This window comes from Pseudomonas pseudonitroreducens (assembly GCF_021603645.1).
Classification (GTDB): domain Bacteria; phylum Pseudomonadota; class Gammaproteobacteria; order Pseudomonadales; family Pseudomonadaceae; genus Pseudomonas; species Pseudomonas pseudonitroreducens.
Genome location: NZ_BQHJ01000001.1, coordinates 68,224 through 87,656 on the forward strand (window position 1 = coordinate 68,224; position 19,433 = coordinate 87,656).

The 19,433-nt window shown below is 66.3% G+C and carries 18 protein-coding genes and 1 pseudogene; 15 read left to right on the forward strand and 4 right to left on the reverse strand.

Annotation, left to right across the window (positions count from 1 at the left end):
• Window positions 1-608: 608 nt before the first annotated feature.
• The 6 genes from L6D89_RS00320 to L6D89_RS00345 all read left to right on the forward strand — a co-directional run bounded on the left by L6D89_RS00320 (window position 609) and on the right by L6D89_RS00345 (window position 5,283).
• On the forward strand, window positions 609-1,325 hold the full coding sequence (locus L6D89_RS00320; protein WP_236173161.1) for a TetR/AcrR family transcriptional regulator: 717 nt from the start codon (window positions 609-611) through the stop codon (window positions 1,323-1,325).
• A 107-nt stretch (window positions 1,326-1,432) separates the two neighbouring features.
• Entirely contained in the window at window positions 1,433-1,996 is a 564-nt protein-coding gene (locus L6D89_RS00325; protein WP_236198407.1) for a hypothetical protein, read from the forward strand.
• On the forward strand, window positions 1,993-3,297 hold the full coding sequence (locus L6D89_RS00330; RefSeq protein ID WP_236198408.1) for a flavohemoglobin expression-modulating QEGLA motif protein: 1,305 nt from the start codon (window positions 1,993-1,995) through the stop codon (window positions 3,295-3,297). The genes L6D89_RS00325 and L6D89_RS00330 overlap by 4 nt, the downstream gene beginning before the upstream one ends.
• Window positions 3,298-3,456: 159 nt before the next feature.
• Window positions 3,457-4,395 carry an alpha/beta hydrolase gene (locus L6D89_RS00335; RefSeq protein ID WP_236198409.1) on the forward strand — a complete coding sequence of 313 codons (939 nt, stop codon included), beginning with the start codon at window positions 3,457-3,459 and terminating at the stop codon, window positions 4,393-4,395.
• Window positions 4,392-4,715 (forward strand): PA3694 family proteiin, encoded by a 324-nt coding sequence (locus L6D89_RS00340; RefSeq protein ID WP_045209962.1) that lies wholly within the window; start codon window positions 4,392-4,394, stop codon window positions 4,713-4,715. The genes L6D89_RS00335 and L6D89_RS00340 overlap by 4 nt, the downstream gene beginning before the upstream one ends.
• 37 nt (window positions 4,716-4,752) lie before the next feature.
• Window positions 4,753-5,283 (forward strand): O-acetyl-ADP-ribose deacetylase, encoded by a 531-nt coding sequence (locus tag L6D89_RS00345; RefSeq protein ID WP_236198410.1) that lies wholly within the window; start codon window positions 4,753-4,755, stop codon window positions 5,281-5,283.
• 269 nt (window positions 5,284-5,552) lie between these two features.
• On the opposite strand, the gene lptF is transcribed toward L6D89_RS00345, so the two are convergent.
• From lptF to L6D89_RS00360, 3 genes are all read right to left on the reverse strand, one after another.
• Window positions 5,553-6,344, reverse strand: a complete 792-nt coding sequence (gene lptF / locus L6D89_RS00350; protein WP_236198411.1) for a lipotoxin F family OmpA-related lipoprotein LptF — start codon at window positions 6,342-6,344, stop codon at window positions 5,553-5,555.
• A gap of 37 nt (window positions 6,345-6,381) precedes the next feature.
• A complete protein-coding gene (locus L6D89_RS00355; protein ID WP_236173154.1) occupies window positions 6,382-6,804 on the reverse strand; it encodes a DUF4398 domain-containing protein in 423 nt (140 codons plus the stop codon).
• Window positions 6,805-6,980: 176 nt separating this feature from the next.
• Window positions 6,981-9,329: a heavy metal translocating P-type ATPase gene (locus L6D89_RS00360; RefSeq protein ID WP_236198412.1), complete on the reverse strand. Its 2,349-nt coding sequence runs from the start codon at window positions 9,327-9,329 to the stop codon at window positions 6,981-6,983.
• An 87-nt stretch (window positions 9,330-9,416) separates the two neighbouring features.
• On the opposite strand from L6D89_RS00360, the gene cadR reads away from it, so the two are divergent.
• Window positions 9,417-9,884, forward strand: coding sequence for a Cd(II)/Pb(II)-responsive transcriptional regulator (cadR, locus tag L6D89_RS00365; protein WP_236173152.1), 468 nt, complete (start codon window positions 9,417-9,419; stop codon window positions 9,882-9,884).
• Window positions 9,885-10,180: 296 nt separating this feature from the next.
• On the opposite strand, the gene L6D89_RS00370 is transcribed toward cadR, so the two are convergent.
• Window positions 10,181-10,516, reverse strand: a complete 336-nt coding sequence (locus tag L6D89_RS00370; protein ID WP_236173151.1) for a pilin assembly protein — start codon at window positions 10,514-10,516, stop codon at window positions 10,181-10,183.
• Window positions 10,517-10,734: 218 nt separating this feature from the next.
• Here L6D89_RS00370 and ppc point away from each other — a divergent pair.
• The 8 genes and pseudogenes from ppc (at window position 10,735) to L6D89_RS00410 (ending at window position 18,777) form a co-directional block, all read left to right on the forward strand.
• Window positions 10,735-13,371 (forward strand): annotated as a pseudogene (ppc, locus tag L6D89_RS00375) (phosphoenolpyruvate carboxylase).
• A 248-nt stretch (window positions 13,372-13,619) separates the two neighbouring features.
• Entirely contained in the window at window positions 13,620-14,267 is a 648-nt protein-coding gene (gene adk, locus L6D89_RS00380; protein ID WP_236173149.1) for an adenylate kinase, read from the forward strand.
• 104 nt (window positions 14,268-14,371) lie between these two features.
• Complete coding sequence (gene tsaB, locus L6D89_RS00385) at window positions 14,372-15,046, forward strand: tRNA (adenosine(37)-N6)-threonylcarbamoyltransferase complex dimerization subunit type 1 TsaB (protein WP_236198413.1); 675 nt, start codon at window positions 14,372-14,374, stop codon at window positions 15,044-15,046.
• Between the two features lie 66 nt (window positions 15,047-15,112).
• Window positions 15,113-15,460 carry a hypothetical protein gene (locus L6D89_RS00390; protein WP_236173147.1) on the forward strand — a complete coding sequence of 116 codons (348 nt, stop codon included), beginning with the start codon at window positions 15,113-15,115 and terminating at the stop codon, window positions 15,458-15,460.
• A 23-nt stretch (window positions 15,461-15,483) separates the two neighbouring features.
• Window positions 15,484-16,341 (forward strand): DUF72 domain-containing protein, encoded by an 858-nt coding sequence (locus L6D89_RS00395; protein WP_236198414.1) that lies wholly within the window; start codon window positions 15,484-15,486, stop codon window positions 16,339-16,341.
• A 74-nt stretch (window positions 16,342-16,415) separates the two neighbouring features.
• Window positions 16,416-17,243, forward strand: a complete 828-nt coding sequence (locus tag L6D89_RS00400; protein WP_236198415.1) for an isocitrate lyase/PEP mutase family protein — start codon at window positions 16,416-16,418, stop codon at window positions 17,241-17,243.
• 3 nt (window positions 17,244-17,246) lie between these two features.
• Window positions 17,247-17,939, forward strand: a complete 693-nt coding sequence (locus L6D89_RS00405) for an extensin-like domain-containing protein (RefSeq protein ID WP_236198416.1) — start codon at window positions 17,247-17,249, stop codon at window positions 17,937-17,939.
• A gap of 55 nt (window positions 17,940-17,994) precedes the next feature.
• Window positions 17,995-18,777, forward strand: a complete 783-nt coding sequence (locus tag L6D89_RS00410; protein WP_236173143.1) for a class I SAM-dependent methyltransferase — start codon at window positions 17,995-17,997, stop codon at window positions 18,775-18,777.
• Window positions 18,778-19,433 lie beyond the last annotated feature (656 nt).

Below are 19,433 nucleotides of genomic sequence, written 5' to 3' on the forward strand. Positions count from 1 at the left end.
GGGGCGACTCCTGGGTGCGACGGCGCTCGTGGACGGAGTCCGCCCCTATTCGGCCGGACAGGGCCAAGGTGCGCTTGGAACCGATGATTCCGCGCTCGGTCCGCCCCTCACCCCAGCCCTCTCCCAGGGGAGAGGGAGTCGTTCGGAGCAGGAGGGAGCCTTGATATCCGCCTGCACTATCCGCTCCCTCTCCCTGAAGGAAAGGGGCCGTTTGGTGCAGGATGGGCCTAGGTATCCGCCAGCACTATCTGCTCCCTCTCCCTGAGGGAGAGGGCCGGGGTGAGGGGGAGGCCCGGGCGCCGATCCCGACGCGACAGATGTTCCGGAGCGCGGAAGTCTTCCAGGAGCGCACCATGCGGCCGTTTGCGAGCAAGCTCGCTCCTACAGATGCCGGCGGCTCTGGCGGTATGTCATCCGACGAAATGCATGCCGGAACGGTGGCTTGGCCGTTATGTAGCACGTCATACACCCAGGCCTGATTCCCTGCCGCCAGCCCCGCCTCGTGGCTCGCATCGCACGCCGATGCCGCAGCCGCACAGCGGCAATTGTTTTCCCACCGAAAAGCTCGAACAATGTGCCATCAGGCCGCGCCGCCGGAGGTAATGCCCGTGACCCAAGTGTCCCCGCGAGACAGCGCCGCGCAAGTCGCCAGCGCCATCGCCGAAAGTGTCAAATACCAGGGCCGCAAGGCCAGCCGCCAGGGCAGCGAACAGCGCCGCCAGGCGATCCTCGACGCCGCGCTGCGAATCATCGTTCGCGATGGCGTGCGCGCCGTGCGTCACCGCGCCGTGGCCGCCGAGGCTGGGGTGCCGCTGTCCGCCACCACCTACTACTTCAAGGACATCCAGGACCTCATCACCGATACCTTCGCGCTCTTCGTCGAGCGCAGCGCCGAAGCCCTGTCGACCTTCTGGGGCAGCGTCGAGGGTGACCTCCAGGCCATGGCCGCCGGCCTCGCCCAGGACGACCCGCAGGCGCGCCGCGAGCTGACGGCGAATATCGTCGAGCTGGCGATCCAGTACGTCATGGTCCAGCTCAACGAGCGCCGCGAGCATCTGCTCGCCGAACAGGCCTTCCGCCAGGAGGCGCTGCTCAACCCCAGCCTCAGCGATCTGGCGCAGCGTCACCGGCGGATTCTGTCCCTGGGCGTGGTGCATTTCTTCGAAGTGCTCGGTTCCAGACAGCCCGAGCAGGATGCGCGGGTGTTGACGGCCATCATCCTGCAGATGGAGTATCAGGGCCTGCTGGACGGGGCCGACCACCTGCAGACCGAGGAAATGCGTGCCATCCTTAGCCGCTATCTCGACCTGGTGATGGGCCTGTAGCTCCAGCTGCTGCATTGCAACCCCGCCATCCGGCGGGGTTTTCGTGTCGGAACTCCGGATGCCTTGACGCATCGCATGCCAAGGCATCCGGACCTAAGGAGGGCGTGATGAAAGTCTGGCGTGCACTGCTGCTGTTGAGCATCGGCCTGCTCAGTGGCTGTCTGGTGACGTTCAAGGACCCGATTCCGGCCAACGAGCCCGCGCCGGCTCACCTGCTGGGCCAGTGGTCGCGTGTGGACGAGTACGGCGAGGAACAGTTCCTCGAGGTGACCCGTTCCGGCTCCAACCTCTACCGTGCGCTCAGCTACGTCGACAGCAAGGACAACACCGACAGCGTCGAAGACTTCGGCTTCACCGTCGCCCACCACGGCAAGCGCTGGTATCTGTCGGCCGGGCTGCCGAAAAGCATGGGCGGCAACTTCGCCCTGGCCGGTTTCGAGATCACCGACAAGGACGAACTGGTGATCTATAACCTGGATGTCGAGCACATCCTGCAGGACATGAAGGAAGGCGCGCTCAAGGGTGAGAAGGTCGACACCGAGCAGGGCGCCGGCGCCCTGGTGAGCAGCCCGCTGGCCGATGTCATCGCCTACCTGAACGATCCCGCCAACTCCGACGTGTTCGTCGAAGCGCTGCGCTTCTCGCGCGTTACCCCGGGAGAACAGCAATGACCCCACGGCGCAAGAAGTCCACGCCCAACGAGTACCAGCAGATCATCCGCGGCCTGTCCGATCGCATCGTCGAGGCACAGACACCGATCCGCGTGCTCGACGCCATCAAATGGGACGACAGCATCCGTGACGACTTCCTCAAGGGGCGCGGCAAGCATGCGCCCAAGGTCGACCGCGCCTACTACGATGGCCGACCGCTGTCCTTCGACAGCAGCGCGAAGAAGCAGGAATTCCAGAACATCGAGCGCGACATCACCCGCCACCTGGGGCAGTTCAATCCGGTCGGGCAGATCATGCGGCGCATGTGCAAGGAATACCGCATGGTCATCCGCATGCTCGAGGCGCGCGGTACCCAGGACTTCGGCCTGATCTCCCAGGAGCTCTACGGCTCGGCATCGGATGCCTTCCACGCCGGCGACCCGACCCTCGCGGACCTGGGCCTGATGCTCTCGGACTACCTGAACAACATCGCCGACCGTGGCGACCTCAAGGACGAACCCAAGACCCTCACCGCCAGCGACGCGGTGAGGATGCTGCAGGAGCGCCTGAACAAGGTGTTCGACGGCAAGGAAGACACCATCCGCGTCTTCGAGTCCGACGGCATCGTTGCCGACGCCGCCGCCGGCGCCGATTACATCAAGGTGCGCGCCGACGCGATGTTCAACGAGCGCGACGTGCGCGCGCTGGAAGTCCACGAAGGCCTGGTGCATGTCGGCACCACGCTCAACGGCCTCAACCAGCCGATCTGCACCTTCCTCGCCAAGGGCCCGCCGTCGTCCACCGTGACCCAGGAAGGCCTGGCGATCCTGATGGAAGTGATCGCCTTTGCCTCCTACCCGACGCGCCTGCGCAAGCTCACCAACCGCACCCGTGCCATCCACATGGCGGAGGAGGGCGCGGACTTCCTCGAAGTGTTCAACTTCTACCGCGAGCAGAACTACAGCGCGGAAAGCAGCTACCAGAACGCCAGCCGGGTGTTCCGCGGTTCGACGCCTTCGGGCCTGCCATTCACCAAGGACCTGTCGTACCTCAAGGGTTTCATCCTGATCTACAACTACATCCAGCTCGCCGTGCGCAAGGGCAAGCTGGAGCAGATCCCGCTGCTGTTCTGCGGCAAGGCCACCCTGGAAGACATGCGCACCTTGCGCCAACTGGTGGACGAGGGCCTGGTGGTGCCGCCCAAGTACCTGCCGCCGCAATTCCGTGATCTCAATGCACTGTCGGCGTGGATGTGCTTCTCGAACTTCCTCAATCACCTCAGCCTCGACCGCATCGAGGCGGATTACGCCAATATCCTCTGACTGCGGACTCGGATTGGACCTCGGTCGTAGGATGGTGTGGAGCGAAGCGATACCCATCGATATTCCGGCACTGCAGGGCGATGGGTATCGCAAGCTCCACCCATCCTACGCAAGGCGCTTCCCGGCAGTCAGGGTGCGATGTATGCCAAGGATGAACTCATGCTGAACCGCTGTTTCCGCGCTGTTGCCGTCTCGCTGCTGTTCGCCCTAAGCGGCTGCAGCTCCCTGCTGTTCTACCCCAGCGACGACGTCGCCATCACGCCCGCGCGGGCCAAACTCGAGTTCAGAGAGGTCACGCTCACGACTGCCGATGGCGTGAAGCTCGCCGGCTGGTGGCTGCCGGCGAAGGCTGGCGTGCCGGTCAAGGGCACCGTGCTGCACCTGCATGGCAATGGCGGCAACATGGCCTGGCACCTGGGCGGCGCCTACTGGTTGCCGGAACAGGGCTACCAGGTGCTGATGCTGGATTACCGCGGCTACGGCCATTCCGGCGGCGAACCGAGCCTGCCAGCGATCTACCAGGATATCGATGCCGCCTTCGCCTGGCTGGACAAGGCGCCGGAAGTACAGGGCAAGCCGGTGATCCTGCTCGGCCAGAGCCTCGGTGGTGCCTTGTCGGTGCACTACCTGGGGCTGCACCCGGAGCGGCAGAAGCAATTGCACGCGGTGGTGCTCGACGGAGTGCCGGCGAGCTACCGCGACGTGGCGCAATACACCCTTTCCACCAGTTGGCTGACCTGGCCGCTGCAGGTGCCGCTGTCCTGGCTGGTGCCTGATGGCGACAGCGCGATCCGTTCCATGCCGCGACTTTCTGGCGCACCCGTGCTGTTCTTCCACAGCATCGACGATACCATTGTGCCCCTGGCCAACGGCCTGAGCCTGTACAAGGCCGCGCCGCCGCCCAAGGTCTTCCAGCTGACGCGCGGCAACCATGTGGAAACCTTCGGCGAACCCGTGTGGCGCGAAGTGATGCTGCGGTTCCTCGATGATCCGCAGCATTTCACCGGTCTGCGCCGGCTGGCCGAAGTCCCGAACTCTCCCTCTCCGGCGACGCCACAGGAATCGCAGGCGGACCCGAAACAACAAGGCAATCCATGAACGAGCGCAATCCGATCTCCTACATCCTCACTGTCATCGCCACCATCTTCGTCTCGGTCGGCACGCTCTGGTACTACGGCTACCTGCACTTCGCCAAACCCGAGGACGCCTTGGAGCTGACCCAGTTCACCATGCTGAAAAGCATCCCCGGCCAGGACACCAAGCTCTCCCTGGACCCGGCCGACCAGCAGGCGCAGTGCATCGACGGCGTGCTGGTGATGTTCGACATGACCCAGAAGGGCCTGACCGGTGTGCTGGTCGACGGTCGCAAGCGCGCCGTGCGCTGCATGGGCGAGCAGACCCCGCAAGAGGTCAAGTGACGGCGGGCCCGCTGTGCGGGCCAAGGGAGCAAGCCTCATGCGCCATCCCGAAATCCGCGTCTGGCAGGGCGATATCACTCGCCTCGACGTCGATGCCATCGTCAACGCCGCCAACAGCTCGCTGCTGGGCGGCGGTGGCGTCGACGGCGCCATCCACCGCGCCGCCGGCCCGGACCTGGTCCACGCCTGCCGCCCGCTGGGTGGCTGCAAGACCGGCCAGGCAAAGATCACTCCCGGCTTCCGCCTGCCGGCGCGCTTCGTCATCCATACCGTCGGGCCGGTCTGGCGCGGCGGTGAGCACGGCGAGCCGGAACTGCTCGCCCAGTGCTACCGCAACAGCCTGCAACTGGCCGAAGACAACGGCCTCGCCAGCATTGCCTTTCCCGCCATCAGTACCGGCATCTACGGTTATCCCGCCGAAGCTGCGGCGCAGATCGCCGTGGACGAACTGCGTCGCCCGCGCGGTGAAGGAAGTTCGCTGAAGGAGTTGGTGCTGGTGCCATTTTCGGCAGAGATGGCGGAGCTCTATCGGCGCCTGCTGGCTACGCGGCTCCATGGCTCCTTGTAGGAGCGAGCTTGCTCGCGAACCCAGGTTCGCCCCCGCGTCATTGTCATGCCCTCGCCGCAGCCCTCTCGTTTTGAGGCAGGGTGAGGGGCTCGTTGCGTGAATCTGTTCGCGAGCAAGCTCGCTCCTAAGAAGAGCGCAAGAGCCGATTGTGTCGCCGGATCCGGACCGTAGGATGGGTGGAGCGCAGCGATACCCATGCTGCAGGTGCAGTGATCGATGGGTATCGCTGCGCTCCACGCCATCCTGGAAGAGCGCTGTATCCCGAAGAATCAGTAAGTGCTGCTCACCGCCGAGCGCGGCTGCACCGGGTTGGCGTCATTGGAAATGGTCACCTCGACGCGACGGTTCATCGCGCGACCGGCCGGGGTGGCGTTGCTCGATACCGGATACTCCTTGCCGTAACCGCGAGAAACGACGCGATCGGAGGTGACACCCTGGCTCAGCAGGGCCAGGCGAATGGCGTCGGCGCGGCGCTCGGACAGCCCCTGGTTGTAGGAGGACGAGCCGCTGCTGTCGGTGTAGCCCTCGACGATGACCTTGCGTTCCGGGTTTTGCTGCAGGTAGCCGGCGAGGTTCTGCACATTGCTCATGGCGCCGGGCTTGAGCTCGGCGCGGTCGAGATCGAACAGCACGTCGCCGAAGGACACCATGGTCCCGCGCGAGGTCTGCTTGGCGTTCAGCTCGCCCTTGAGCTTGTTCAGCTGTGCGGTACGGGCATCCAGGCGAGCCTGGGCGCGCTGGGCCGAGGTGTTCTTCATCTGGTCCTCGGCGTTGCGCAGGGCCACCGTCTGGTTGGCCAGCTCGATGCGTTGTTGGGTCAGGTAGGCCATCTGGTCGACGTCCTTCTGCTCGGCGCCGTCGCGATAGGCCTTGTCGGTCTTGGCCAGCCAATCACCGGCGTCCTTGGTTTCCAGCGCGGCCTGCTGGGTGGCCTGGGGTTCTGCCTGCAGCGCCTGGAAGTCGTTGCGGGCTTTCTCCAGGTTGGCGTTGGGCGGTGTCGAGCACGCGGCCAGGGCCAGGGCGAGGGTCGAGATGGCGGGCAGTACGATGAGCTTGTTCATGTCGAAATTCCTTATATGACCGGACGTAGGGGCAGGATCACTGGGCCTGCTGCAGGCCTTCCTGACGCAACTCCATCACGCCCTGCTGGGCGTCCTTGACGTTGTTCTGGGCCTTCACGGCCTGCGACTTGCGTTCGGCCACGCGGGCGTCCCATTCGGCCTGCTGCGCCAGGCGCTTGGCCTGGTCGTATTCCTTGTCGTTCAGGGCGATACGCGCCTGGGCCAGCTTGTCCTGGGCGTTCTTGGTTTCGACCGGGGCGAATTCCGGTCCACCGGAGCTGACGGCGGCGTTCACTGCCGACTCGGTGACGGCCATCTGCTCACTCGGCGGGTTGCCAGCGCAGCCGGCCAGCAGCACGGCGCTGCCAAGGGCAAGCAGGCTGAGGCGCAGAGAAGGGCGCAGGGAGGCGCGGGTGGAGGCGGTCGGGACGGTTCGAGCGCTCTGAGATTTCAGTTCCATTGGGTGAATCCTCTGACGTTTGGTAAGGGGTTCCCTCGGCGATTCGAGTGCCGGTGGATGCCTGCCGCGCGGGACTGCGGCTTCGTGGGCATCTGATTAGGGGACTAAGGGTTTTGTCAGGGGGTTCAAAAAAAATGCCCGCCGTATTGGCGGGCATTGGTGACGATCAACCGGGATCAGCCGCGATGACGCAGCAATCGCAGGCCGTTGAACACCACCAGCAGGCTGGCGCCCATGTCCGCGAAAACCGCCATCCACAGGGTGCCTTCACCGGCCAGGGTGAGGGCAAGGAACACCGCCTTGATGCCCAGCGCCAGGGTGATGTTCTGGATCAGCACGCGATGGGTCTGGCGCGACAGGCGAATGAAGGACGGCAGCTTGCGCAGGTCATCATCCATCAGCGCCACGCCGGCGGTTTCAATGGCCGTGTCGGTGCCGGCCGCGCCCATGGCAAAGCCGATGTCGGCGCGGGCCAGGGCCGGGGCGTCGTTGATGCCGTCGCCGACCATGCCGACGCGCTTGCCGCCTTCCTGGCGTTGCTTCACCTCGCGCAGCTTGTCCTCCGGCAGCAGGTTGCCCAGCGCCTCGTCGATGCCTACCTGGGCGCCGATGGCGTTGGCGGTGTGGGGGTTGTCGCCGGTGAGCATCAGGGTCTTCACGCCCAGCTCGTGCAACTGCGCGATGGCTTCGCGGCTGGTCTGCTTGACGCCGTCGGCCACGGCGAACAGCGCCAGCGGGCCCTCGCTGTCGAGGAGCACGATGACCGTCTTGCCTTGTTGCTCGAGGGCGTCGAGGCGGGCTTCGAGCTCCTTCGAGCAGAGTTCCAGCTCCTCTACCAGGCGATGGTTGCCCAGGTGGTAGGTGCGGCCGCCGATCTCGCCTTTCACCCCACGGCCGGGCAGGGCGGTCAGCTCGCCAACACTGTACAACGCGATGTTGTCAGCCTCGGCAGCCTGGGCCACGGCGTGCGATACCGGGTGATCCGAGCGCGCGGCGAGGCTGGCAGCCAGGGTGCGCACATCGCCGGCGGCGGTTTCCCGCAGGGCGGTGAAGTCGGTCTGGCGCGGGCGACCTTCGGTGAGAGTGCCGGTCTTGTCGAGAGCGATCCAGCTCAGCGAGCGGCCCATTTCCAGGAACACCCCGCCCTTGATCAGGATGCCCAGGCGAGCCGCTGCCGACAGGCCGCTGACGATGGTCACCGGGGTGGAAATCACCAGGGCGCAGGGGCAGGCAATCACCAGCAGTACCAGCGCGCGGTAGATCCAGTCCAGCCAGGCGCCGCCGAACAGCAGCGGTGGCAGCAGCGCGGTGGCGATGGCGATGAGGAACACCGCCGGGGTGTAGATGCGCGAGAACTGGTCGACGAAGCGCTGGGTCGGTGCGCGCGAGCCCTGGGCCTCCTCCACGGCGTGGATGATGCGCGCCAGGGTACTGTCGTCGGCCACGCGGGTGACGCGGTATTCCAGAGCGCTTTCGCCGTTGATGGTGCCGGCGAACAGTGGATCGCCGGCCTGTTTCTCCACGGGCAGGCTTTCACCCGTGATCGGCGCCTGGTTGACGCTGGAGCGGCCATCGAGCACCTCGCCGTCCAGCGCAATGCGTTCGCCGGGGCGCACCCGCACCCGCGCGCCGAGGGCGACGGACTTGGCGGAAACCTCCTGCCATTGCCCGTCCAGCTGCACCGTGGCCTGTTCCGGCGCCAGTTGCAGCAGGCCGCGAATGGCGTTGCGCGCGCGGTCCAGCGACTTCGCCTCGATCAGTTCGGCGATGGCGAACAGCACGGCGACCATGGCTGCTTCCGGCCACTGGCCGATCAGCATGGCACCGGTCACGGCGATGCTCATCAGGGCATTGATGTTGAGGTTGCGGTTCTTCAGGGCGATCCAGCCCTTGCGATAGGTCGGCAGGCCGGCGCCGAGGATGGCGGCGATGGCCAGCGCCGCCACCAGCCAGTGCGGGCCGATGGCGAACCATTCGAAGAATTCCGCGCCCGCCGCCGCAACACCGGCCAGCGCCAGCGGCCACCAGGGTTTCTGCTGGGCGGGTGGTGCGGACGCAGGAGCGTTTTCGTCCACCGGCTCGGCCTGCATGCCGAGGGAGGCCACCAGCTTCTGCAGCGGTTCGATGCTGTCGAAGCGGTGCTGTACGCGCAGCAGGCGTTGCATCAGGTTGAAGTCGAGGTCTTCCACCGCCGACACGCGGCCCAGCGCATCGCGCAGCAGGCGCTCTTCGGTGGGGCAATCCATGGCTTCGATACGCAGGCTGGTCCAGCGCAGCTCGCCGCTGGCAGAGCCGGCGGCAGCCGTGGCGGCGCTTTCGGCGCGCGCGCTGCGATCCTCGCCATGATCATGGGCGTGATCGTGATCGTGATCGTGATCGTGATCGTGGTCATGTCTGTGCGGTGCAGGTTCGGCCGCCGGGGCACGCAGCAGCGCGCCTTTGTCGCAGCCACAGCAGCCGGAGGCGTCATGTTCGCGGTCTTGGACAGGGCCCTGGATGGTCGGCCCCTGGCGATTGGCAGTCATGTCGTCCGTTCCTGTTTGACGAGTTGCTGCTGATTGCACACCCTGTAGCAACTACAGAGTCAAGCACCTGCTGGCGAGGAGTCGAAAATGAAGATCGGTGAACTGGCGAAACTGACCGGCTGCCCGGTGGAAACCATCCGCTACTACGAGCGCGAAGGCCTGCTGCCCGCGCCGTCGCGCAGCGAAGGCAACTACCGCCAGTACGACGCCAGCCACGTCGAGCGGCTGTCCTTTATCCGCCATTGCCGTTCACTGGACATGACCCAGGAGGAAATCCGCATCCTCCTCGGCCTGCGCGACCGCCCCGAATCCGACTGCGGCACCGCCAACCGGCTGATCGACGAGCATTTGCACCACGTCGAGGTGCGCATCGCCGAACTGCAGTCGCTCAGCCAGCAATTGCGTGACCTGCGCGCGCAATGCCAGGGCGAGGGTAGCAGCGAGGATTGCGGCATCCTCCGCGAGCTGGAGCAGCCGGCGGAGCCTTCGGTGATTCCCGATACGTGCGCCGCGGCAGGGCATTTGCACGTCCCGGGCGTTCATGGGCGGCATTGATCGTATTGTCGGGCTCGAGAATTCGTAGGGCGCATAACGCGTCAGCGTTATCCGCCATTGAGCGCCGGCTGGCGCATAACCTGTCCCAGGGCATGCGCCCTACTGGGCCAATTTGTTGATCCGAGGCCATGCGTAGGAACGGACAGTTGGCACCGCTTTTATGTAGGAGCGAGGGGGACGCCTAGTTCTTGCTCGCGAACCCGCCCAGCGCTGGAGCTGCCGGCAGGCCTGTTCGCGAGCAAGCTCGCTCCTACAAATAGAATCCAGCACCCCGGAAAACTCCAGGGCGCTGGGTTTCAGGAGTGCTCCGCCTCCGTCAGCTCATGCAGGTACTTGCGCGACAGTGCCAGGAAGCGCGGCGTTGGGCCGATGTCCTCGTAGATCGGGTCGCCCTGTTCGTCCTGTGCCACCACCTTGTTCCCCTGCACATAGGGGAAGCTCGCCTCCAGCTCCTCCAGCGCCGCGTTGACCAGTTCCCCCAGCAGCTCCTCGACGCTGCGCTTGGGGTACATGTCGTGCAGCGCGGCCAGACGCGCGGCCGTCTCGACGTCCAGCGGAATGCTGTATTGGTGGTTGGTCATGCGCCCCCTGGCGTTCTTTTCCCAATGGCGTACCAGCTCGCGGATTTTCATGTTCACCTCTAGGGTCGATACGTGGCGGTCGGCCCTCGTGAGGCCGCCGCAGGTTTTCCCGACGATGGGGATAACTTTCAGCCTAGACGTTGTCCGAGCAGGACTGCAGGCGTTCGTCGAGCGCTTGCCTGCCGGCCCCGCCGGCGGCACTGTGCAACCAAGCGACGCCCCTTCAATCAAGGGCTCTCGGACAAGGGCCCTTTATCCAGGAGATTGCGATGCCGGATATCGATGCGCGCCTGCGCGAGGACGTTCACCTGCTCGGCGAACTGCTCGGGCAGACCATCCGCGCCCAGTACGGGCAGGGCTTCCTCGACAAGATCGAGCTGATCCGCACCGGAGCCAAGGCCGCCCGACGCGGTTCTGCCGAAGGCGCCAAACAGCTCACCGCGACCCTCGATGGCCTGGGCGAAGATGAACTGCTGCCGGTGGCGCGGGCCTTCAACCAGTTCCTCAATCTGGCCAACATCGCCGAGCAGTACCACCGCATCCGTCGGCGCACGGCGAAGGAGCCGGAGCCTTTCGAGAACCGCGTGCTCGCCGAACTGCTGGGCCGCCTGCGCAAGTCCGGCCTGGGCGCCGAGGGCCTGGCGCGGCAAGTGGCGGAGCTGGAAATCGAACTGGTGCTCACCGCGCATCCCACCGAAGTGGCGCGCCGCACGCTGATCCAGAAGTACGACGCCATCGCCGCGCAACTGGCCGCCGGCGACCACGCCGACCTGCTGCCCGAAGAGCGCCAGGCGGTGCAGGAAAAACTCTAGCGGCTGATTGCCGAGGCCTGGCACACCGACGAGATCCGCCGCACTCGGCCGACCCCGGTGGACGAGGCGAAATGGGGCTTCGCGGTGATCGAACATTCACTCTGGCACGCGTTGCCGGACTTCCTCCGTCACGTCGACCGCACCCTCCAGGACACCCTTGGCGAGCGCCTGCCGCTCACCGCCGCGCCGATCCGCTTCGCCTCCTGGATGGGCGGTGACCGCGACGGCAACCCCAATGTCACCGCCGCCATCACTCGCGAGGTCCTGCTGCTGGCGCGCTGGATGGCCGCCGACCTTTACCTGCGCGATGTGGACAGCCTGGCGTCCGACCTGTCCATGCAGCAGGCCAGCGACGAATTGCGCGCAGCAGTGGGCGACCTCGCCGAACCCTATCGCGCGTTACTCAAGCAACTGCGCGAGCGCCTGCGCGCGACCCGCGCCTGGGCAGAACGCGCGATTCGTACCGGCGAGGAGCCCGGCGCCGAGGTATTGCAGGACAACCGCGAACTGCTGGAGCCACTGAACCTCTGTTATCGCTCGCTGCAGGCATGCGGCATGGGCGTGATCGCCGATGGCGCCTTGCTCGATACCCTGCGCCGCGCCGCCACCTTCGGGCTGTTCCTGGCGCGGCTGGACGTGCGCCAGGACTCCACGCGGCACGCCAGGGCGATGAGCGAAATCACCGAGTACCTGGGCCTGGGCGTCTATGCCGAGTGGGACGAAAGCGTGCGCCAGGAATTCCTCCTCGAAGAGCTCGCCAGCCGCCGCCCACTGCTGCCGGCAAACTACGCTCCGACGCCGGAAACCGCCGAGGTCCTCGCCACTTGCCGCGTGGTGGCCCAGGCGCCGGCCGCTGCGCTGGGCTCCTACGTCATCTCCATGGCCGGGCAGCCGTCCGACGTGCTGGCCGTACAACTGCTGCTCAAAGAGTGCGGCCTGGAGCGGCCGATGCGCGTCGTGCCGCTGTTCGAGACGCTGGATGACCTGGACAACGCCGGCCCCTGCGTCGACCGCCTGCTCAGCCTGGACAGCTACCGCACCCAACTGGCCGGGCCGCAGGAAGTGATGATCGGCTACTCCGACTCGGCCAAGGACGCCGGAACCCTGGCGGCCGCCTGGGCGCAATACCGCGCGCAGGAGGCGCTGGTGGACATCTGCCGCAACCATGGCGTCGAGCTGCTGCTGTTCCATGGCCGCGGCGGCACCGTCGGCCGTGGCGGCGGCCCGGCTCACGCGGCGATCCTCTCGCAGCCGCCGGGCTCGGTGGCCGGGCGCTTCCGCACCACCGAACAGGGCGAGATGATCCGCTTCAAGTTCGGCCTGCCGGACATCGCCGAACAGAACCTCAACCTCTACCTCGCCGCTGTCCTGGAGGCCACCCTGCAGCCGCCGCCAGTGCCCGAACCTGCCTGGCGCGAGGAAATGGACCGCCTCGCCGCCGATGGCGTGCTCGCCTACCGCGCAGTGGTGCGGGAGAACCCGCAGTTCGTCGAATACTTCCGCGAGGCCACGCCGGAGCAGGAACTGGGCCGCCTGCCGCTGGGCAGTCGCCCGGCCAAGCGCCGCGAGGGCGGGGTGGAAAGCCTGCGGGCGATCCCCTGGATCTTCGCCTGGACCCAGACGCGCCTGATGCTGCCGGCCTGGCTGGGCTGGGAAGATGCGCTGTTCAAGGCCATCGAGCGTGGCGAGGGGGCCTTGCTGGGCCGCATGCGCAAGGAGTGGCCGTTCTTCACCACGCGCATCGACATGCTGGAGATGGTTCTGGCCAAGGCCGACCGGGAAATCGCCCAACTCTACGATGAGCGCCTGGTGCAATCGGAACTGCGACCATTAGGTGCGCATTTACGCGACCTATTGTCGCAGTCGGTGCGCGTGGTGCTGGGCCTGACCGGGCAATCGCAACTGCTTGCCCACGCCGCCGAGACGCGCGAATCCATTGGTGTGCGCAACACCTACCTGGACCCGCTGCACCTGCTCCAGGCCGAGCTGCTGGCACGCTCGCGACGCTGTACCGGCGATGCCTGCGGCGGTCTGGAGCAAGCCATGCTGGTGACGGTGGCGGGTATTGCGGCAGGGCTGCGAAATACCGGCTGAGGCTCGCTCACCCCCCACCAAAGGTGAATTGCCGAGCCGTCAATTGAGATTAATTTGATGGCTGATCCCGGGCGCGGAAATGGCCCGGGATCAGCGTGCGCAGTCCCCATGGCCGGCTTGTGTGGTGTGGGACCGCTGTGTATCGTGAGCAACCTTTCGGCGCACCTCTGCGCCATTCCAAGCATGATGAGATTGGCCCCACGAGGCGGATCCGTGATTTCGCTTAACAAGTATTAAGGAGCATATCGATGCGTGTGATTCTGCTCGGGGCGCCCGGTGCCGGCAAAGGTACCCAGGCTCGCTTCATCACTGAGAAGTTCGGCATTCCGCAGATTTCCACCGGCGACATGCTGCGTGCAGCGGTCAAGGCTGGCACCGAGCTCGGCCTGCAGGCCAAGAGCGTGATGGACGCCGGCGGCCTGGTATCCGATGACCTGATCATCAACCTGGTCAAGGAACGTATCGCCCAGCCCGACTGCGCCAAGGGCTTCCTGTTCGACGGCTTCCCGCGCACCATTCCCCAGGCCGAGGCCATGAAGGAAGCGGGCGTTTCCATCGACCACGTGGTCGAGATCGCCGTGGACGACGAGGAAATCGTCGGTCGCATCGCCGGTCGTCGCGTTCACCCGGCCTCGGGCCGCGTCTACCACGTCGAGCACAATCCGCCGAAGGTGGAAGGCAAGGACGACGAGACCGGCGAAGAGCTGATCCAGCGCGAAGACGACAAGGAAGCCACCGTGCGTCACCGCCTGTCGGTCTACCACTCGCAGACCAAGCCGCTGGTCGACTTCTACCAGAAGCTCGCCGCTGCCGATGGCACGCCGAAGTACACCCGCGTCGAGGGTGTCGGTTCGGTCGAGCAGATCACCGCCAAGGTGCTCGGCGCTCTGAACTGATCCATCGCCGTATCAGCCAAAGGCCCGCACACGCGGGCCTTTGGCGTTTATAATGCCGGCCCGTTTTTTATCGCTTCTGCTGTTTGCCATTGAAGGAAAGCACCATGCCCACGCTGTTGGCCCTGGATACCTCGACCGAAGCCTGTTCCGTCGCCCTGCTGCATGACGGCCGCCGGTTCGTGCGCCATGAGGTGATCCCGCGCCTGCACGCCCAGCGCCTGCTGCCCATGGTGCAGGACCTCCTCGGCGAGGCCGGCATCGCGCTGTCCGCCGTCGACGCCATCGCTTTCGGCCGCGGCCCCGGTGCCTTCACCGGGGTGCGTATCGCCATCGGCGTCGTCCAGGGCCTGGCGTTCGCCCTGCAGAAGCCGGTGCTGCCGATCTCCGACCTGGCCGTGCTGGCCCAGCGTGCCTACCGCGAGCATGGCGCCAGCCAGGTAGCGGCGGCCATCGATGCGCGCATGGACGAGGTGTACTGGGGTTGCTACCGCGTGGAGCAGGGCGAGATGCGCCTGGCCGGCGCCGAGGCGGTGTTGCCGCCCGAGCGTGTCGAGCTGCCGCGCGACGCCCAGGGCGAGTGGTTCGGCTCCGGCACCGGCTGGGGCTTCGAGGAGCGCCTGGCGGTGAAGGTTGCCGCCCGTGACGCGAGCCTGCTGCCGCACGCCGAAGACCTGCTGACCCTGGCCGAATTCGCCTGGGCCCGTGGCGATGCCGTTGACGCAGAGCAGGCCCAGCCGGTGTACCTGCGCGACAACGTGGCAACACCCAAGAAAGCCTGACCTGTGCCAATTGACCGCAGTCGCGCCCGCTCGCTAGAGTGAGCTTATTCCCACCGAGTTTCTCCCATGCGTATCGACGGCTTCACTTCCCTTTCCCAGACACCGGAGCGCGGGTCCCGTACGGGCACTGCGGTCACTCCGTATCGGGAAGTGCAACGTGACGTCGAAACCCGCCGCGAACAGCCCGCGTCGACCTCGGCCAGCCAGGGCCTGGAATCGCAGGCCCAGACCCGCCGCGTGGAATCCTCCAGCGCCAGCAGCTACGGTGTGCCGGCGACCCTGCGTGACAATCTCGAGTACCAGCGCCCGCTGAGTTCCCGCGCGGCCCAGGCGCTCGCCAGCTACACCAGCACCGCCAGCATGGTGGGCCAGTACGAAGGCCAGGAAGTCGTCGGTCTCGACCTCTACGCCTGATTCATGACCCTGCCGTACTTTTCATGAGCCTGCCGTACTACCTCGGTTGCCCCTCCTGGAACGAGCCCGCCTGGCGCGGCACTTTCTACCCGCCCGAGCTGCGCGCCGGCGACACCCTGGGCTTCTACTCCCAGGTATTCAACGCGGTGGAAGGCAACACCACCTTCTATGCCCGACCCAGCGCCGACACCCTCGTGCGCTGGGCGCAGACCATGCCGGAGACGTTCCGCTTCTGCGCCAAGCTGCCACGCGACATCAGTCATGAAGGCGATCTGCGCGGCCAGTTGGAGAACACCCAGGACTTCCTCGACCTGCTGGCGCCGCTGGGCCAGCGCGTCGCGCCGCTGTGGTTGCAGGTTTCCGCCGGCTTCGGCCCGGACCGCCTCGCCGAGCTGGCCGCCTGGCTGGACGCTTTCTCCACGCGGCGCATCGCGGTGGAGGTCCGGCATCCGGCCTTCTTTGCCAAGGGCGACGAAGAACGGGCGCTCAACCGCCTGTTGCTGGACCGTGGTGTCGAGCGCATCTGCCTGGACTCGCGGGCGCTGTTCGCCGTGCAGTCCGACGATCCTGCCGTGCTCCATGCCCAGTCGAAGAAACCCAAGGTGCCGGTGCGCCCGGCGGCCTTCAGCGACAGCCCGCAAGTGCGCTTCATCGGAGGGCCGGACCTGGACGCCAATCTCGCCCATCTCGCGCCCTGGATCGGCAAGGTGGCCGAGTGGATCGAGCAGGGCCTGACGCCCTACGTGTTCCTCCACACGCCGGACAACCACCGCGCCGCCGAGCAGGCACAGCGCTTCCACGCCTTGCTGCGCGAGCGCCTGCCGGGACTGCCGCCGCTGTTCGAGCACAAACCGGAAGTGGAACAGCTCGGGCTGCTCTGAGCTGGCAATTGTGCGTGGCGTGGGGCGGGCGAGGGGGCTAACCTGCTGCTTCCCCGTTCGGCAAGGAGACAGCCATGACCCCACAACAGCAACGCGGCGAAGCCTTCCGCGCGCTACACCAGCGCGATGGCCTGTTCGTCCTGCCCAACCCCTGGGATGCCGGCTCGGCAAAAATGCTCGCCCACCTGGGTTTCGAAGCCCTGGCCACCACCAGTGCGGGGCTGGCCTTCGCCCTAGGTCGGCGTGACGCCGAAGGTGCGGTGAGTCGTGACGAGGCGTTGGCCAATGCGCGCGAGATAGTCGAAGCGACGCCGCTGCCGGTCGCTGCCGACCTGGAGAACGGTTACGGCGATACCCCGGACCACTGTGCGGAAACGATCCGTCTTGCCGCCGCGTGCGGACTGGTCGGCGGCTCCATCGAAGACGCCACCGGCCGGGCCGATGCGCCGATCTACCCGCTGGAACTGGCCGTGGAGCGCGTCACCGCTGCCGTGCAAGCCGCCCGTGACTTGCCCTTTACCTTCACCCTGGCGGCGCGGGCGGAAAACTTCCTGCACGGCCGAGTCGACCTGGACGACACCATCCGCCGCCTGGTGGCCTTCGCCGAAGCGGGCGCCGACGTGCTCTATGCGCCGGGCCTGAAGACCCGCGAGGAAATCGCCGCCGTGGTCAGCGCCGTGGCGCCGCGCCCGGTCAACGTGCTGGTAGGCTCGCCGGCCCTGCAACTGGGGCTGGAGGAGTTGGCCGAGCTGGGCGTGAAGCGTGTCAGCGTCGGTTCGACCCTGGCGCGAGCGGCCTATGGCGCCTTCTTCGGTGCTTCCGAAGCGTTGGCGAAAGGCGACCTGCAGCCCATGCACGGCGCCATGCCCTTCGATCGCATCAACGGCCTGTTCCGGGGCTGAGGCTTGCGCTGGTGGCTGCTCGCTTTCGTCCTCGCCTGCGCGGGGTTTGTGTTGTCGGTGCAGCAGCAGTGGCTGAGCCTGCCAGCTCGCTGGAATCCCTGGGCACCGCTGGATGTGCGCGATGAGCCCAACCTGCTGACCCGCTACAAGCTCTGGCGCCTGCGTGACGACGTCGACCTATGCCGCCTGGCGTTGCAGAGTTCCGATCTCAAGGCGCAGCCGATGGCCGACAGCGAGCCGGTCGCTGGCTGCCCGTTGCACAACGTCTGGCGGGTGCAGGGCGCGCAGGTGAAGTTGAGCAGCAGCTTTCTCGCCAGTTGCCCGCTGGCGGTGAGCTTCGCACTGTTCGAGCGCCACTCGCTGCAACCGGTCGCGCGGGATATCTATGGTCAGCCGGTGGCTGGAGTCGAGCACCTGGGCAGCTTTGCCTGCCGCAATATCTACGGGCGCGCCGATGCCCGGCGCAGTCAGCATGCCAGCGCCAATGCGCTGGATATCACCGCCTTCCGCCTCGCCGATGGCCGACGTGTCGTGGTGGCCGAGGACTGGAACGGACATGGCGATGCCGCGCGCTTCCTGCGTGCCGTGCGCGATGGCGCGTGTGGCAATTTCGACGGTGTGCTCGGCCCGGATTACAACCGCGCCCACCATGATCATTTCCATCTCGACCTGGGCGGCTGGCAGATCTGCCGTTGAGCCAGCGGGTCGCGCGCTGCGATAGAATTGCGGTTTTTCCCAGGATCGCCCCGTCATGACCGAAGTACTCACCCCGCCGCGCATCGTCGTCCAGGCGCTGGCGCCTGCCTGGCAGGCTGCCGCCGAGCAGTGGGCGCAGCGGCTCGGGCTGCCGATGGGCGAGGGTGATGCGGACTTCGCCGTGCAACTGGGGGATGACGGCCTGCAACTGCTGCAACTGGGGCCGGATTCGCCCGGCCCGGTGCGGGTGGACTTCCTCGAGGGAGCCACGGCGCACCGCCGGCAGTTCGGCGGCGGCGCCGGGCAGATGATTGCCAAGGCCGTGGGTATCCAGCAGGGCGTGCGCCCGCATGTGCTGGACGCCACCGCCGGCCTGGGCAAGGACGCCTTCGTGCTGGCGACCCTGGGTTGCGAGATGCACCTGAGCGAACGTCAGCCGATCATTGCCGCGTTGCTGGAAGACGGCCTGGCTCGCGCGGCGGGGGATTTCGAGGTGGGCGCCATCGTCGCGCGCATGCGCCTGCTGCGGGGCAACGCCATCGAGCGCATGGCCGCGTGGGAGGGGGAGGCGCCACAGGTGATTTATCTCGACCCGATGTTCCCCCACCGTGACAAGAGCGCGCTGGTGAAGAAGGAGATGCGCCTGTTCCGCCCGCTGGTGGGCGACGACCTGGATGCACCGGCGCTGCTGGAAGCGGCGCTGAAGCTGGCCAGCCACCGAGTGGTGGTGAAGCGCCCGCGCAAGGCGCCGATCATCGAGGGGCAGAAGCCCAGCTACAGCCTGGAAGGCAAGTCCAGCCGGTATGACATCTATCCGCTGAAGAGCCTGAAGGGCTGACGGCCAACTCGAGGGCCCGAGGATTTGCGCAGGAGCAACTGTTTTTTCCTCGGGGGCCGTACCAATACATCCCCCTCACCCCAGCCCTGGCTGCGCGCCCCGCTCCTCAGGGAGAGGGGGCAGCCCGAGCCGGCTGACACTGAGGTTTCATCCTGCACCTAACGGTTCCCTCTCCCCGGGAGAGGGCCGACCTGAGCGCAGAACTTTCACGTAGGAGCGGACTTTGTCCGCGATGACTTTCGGCGCGATTCGCACCTATCGCGGACGGAGTCCGCTCCTACAAATCATGTTGCCGCAGCTTTGCTCTTGCAGAAGCGAGCTTGCTCGCGAACCGGCCCAACGCCGAAATCGCCGGGAAATCCTGTTCGCACCGGATCGATTCCGGAGCCAGCCGGATAGCGCGGCGCGATCAGGGCGCTCAGGACGGTCCCCTCTCCCTCCGGGAGAGGGTTAGGGTGAGGGCCGACCTGAGCGCAGAGCTTTCACGTAGGAGCGGACTTTGTCCGCGATGACTTTCGGCGCGATTCGAACCTATCGCGGACGGAGTCCGCTCCTACGAATCATCTTGCCGCAGCTTTGCTCTTGCAGAAGTGAGCTTGCTCGCGAACCGGCCCAACGCCTGAGTCACTGGGAAATCCGTTCGCGAGCAAGCTCGC